At 59.7% G+C, this 1334-nt stretch carries 1 protein-coding gene and 1 pseudogene; both read left to right on the top strand.

Annotated elements, in window-relative coordinates:
* Nucleotides 1–313 (top strand): annotated as a pseudogene (locus AC0YKC_RS33930) (blue-light-activated histidine kinase); the annotation flags it as partial.
* Nucleotides 314–492: 179 nt separating this feature from the next.
* A complete protein-coding gene (locus tag AC0YKC_RS33935; RefSeq protein ID WP_488514235.1) occupies nucleotides 493–1239 on the top strand; it encodes a Crp/Fnr family transcriptional regulator in 747 nt (248 codons plus the stop codon).
* The last annotated feature ends 95 nt before the right edge of the window (nucleotides 1240–1334 follow it).

Genomic DNA, 1334 nt, shown 5'->3' on the forward strand with positions numbered 1-1334 from the left:
GGCTCACGCAGTCCAGCCTCTAGCCTTGTTCATCCATGAACTAGCTATCAACGCGGCTACGCATGGGTCGCTCTCTGGAGAGGCAGGTCAGGTCGCAATCAGTTGGAGCGACATCCCCCAAACAAACGGACTCGTCCTCATCTGGGAAGCGACCGGCGGGCCGCCTCCGTCGAAGGTACGAAAGCCCGGGTTCGGCACGGTTGTTGCTGAAGCTACCGTGCGGCGTCAGCTTCAGGGGTCCGCCGAACGCGAGTGGCTAGACGGCGGGATGAAGGTCTTGGTCGAGGTACCAAATGTCACGACAGCCAGGTAAGATCGCCCGGGTCCCCGAATAGAGCCAATGCGATTGCGGCAGCGCGTTGAAGTTGGCCCGGAATCGCAAACGGGCTTTCCAATGAAGCTGCACCCCCAATTTGCTAATCGCGCGCTCGAGGTCTACTCTGCGATACATCGGCCGCCAGTGTTTCGGATGCAGCCGACAGTGAGAGGATCGTGCTCTTGCCCGCCAGGGAGAGCACCGTGCCTCAAGCCCCTCTTCGCAACCATGTATTGAAAGCCCTCTCACCCGAGGATTTCGCGCTGCTGCAGCCGTCGATGCATCACGTCGAACTGGCCATCAAGGACCGACTGGAGACCCCGTATCAGCCAATTGAGCATGTGTATTTTCCAGAGGCGGGTATCGCTTCGGTGGTCGCCACCATGACCGGAGGGCGGCAAAGCGAAGTCGGCATCATAGGCTACGATGGCATGACGGGGATAGCAGTCCTTCTCGGCCAGGACAGTTCCCCCAACGAAACCTACATCCAGGTCGCCGGCAAAGGTTGGCTGCTCCCGGTTGAAAGCCTTCGCTCCGCGATTGAAGAAAGCCAGTCCCTTCGCGGCTCGCTGCTTCGCTACGCGCACGCGTTCCTGGTCCAGTCGTCCCGCACGGCACTGGTCAACGGCCATTCGAAAATCGAGGAGCGGCTGGCCCGGTGGTTGCTGATGGTCGATGATCGTATGGAGGGCAACAGGATCTACCTGACGCACGAGTTTCTGGCCACCATGCTTGGCGCCCGGCGCCCTGGGGTGACGATAGCCCTGCAAATGCTTGAATATCGGGGGCTGATCCACGCCAAACGCGGTGAGATCACAATTGTCGACCGGCCCGGGATGATAAAGCTGACGCACGGCGCCTATGGCGACGAAGAGCAACGTCACTTCGGCGCTGCCCGGCTGATTGTCCGGAATCGGACATAAGCTTGAAGGCCGCCGAATATTTGGCCATAAATCGCGTTGGTCTTGGTTCAGGGAGGAACTCCAATGACCAACACTGTTCACACCGTGACGGTTGA

It is taken from the genome of Mesorhizobium sp. CNPSo 4661 (genome assembly GCF_057784215.1).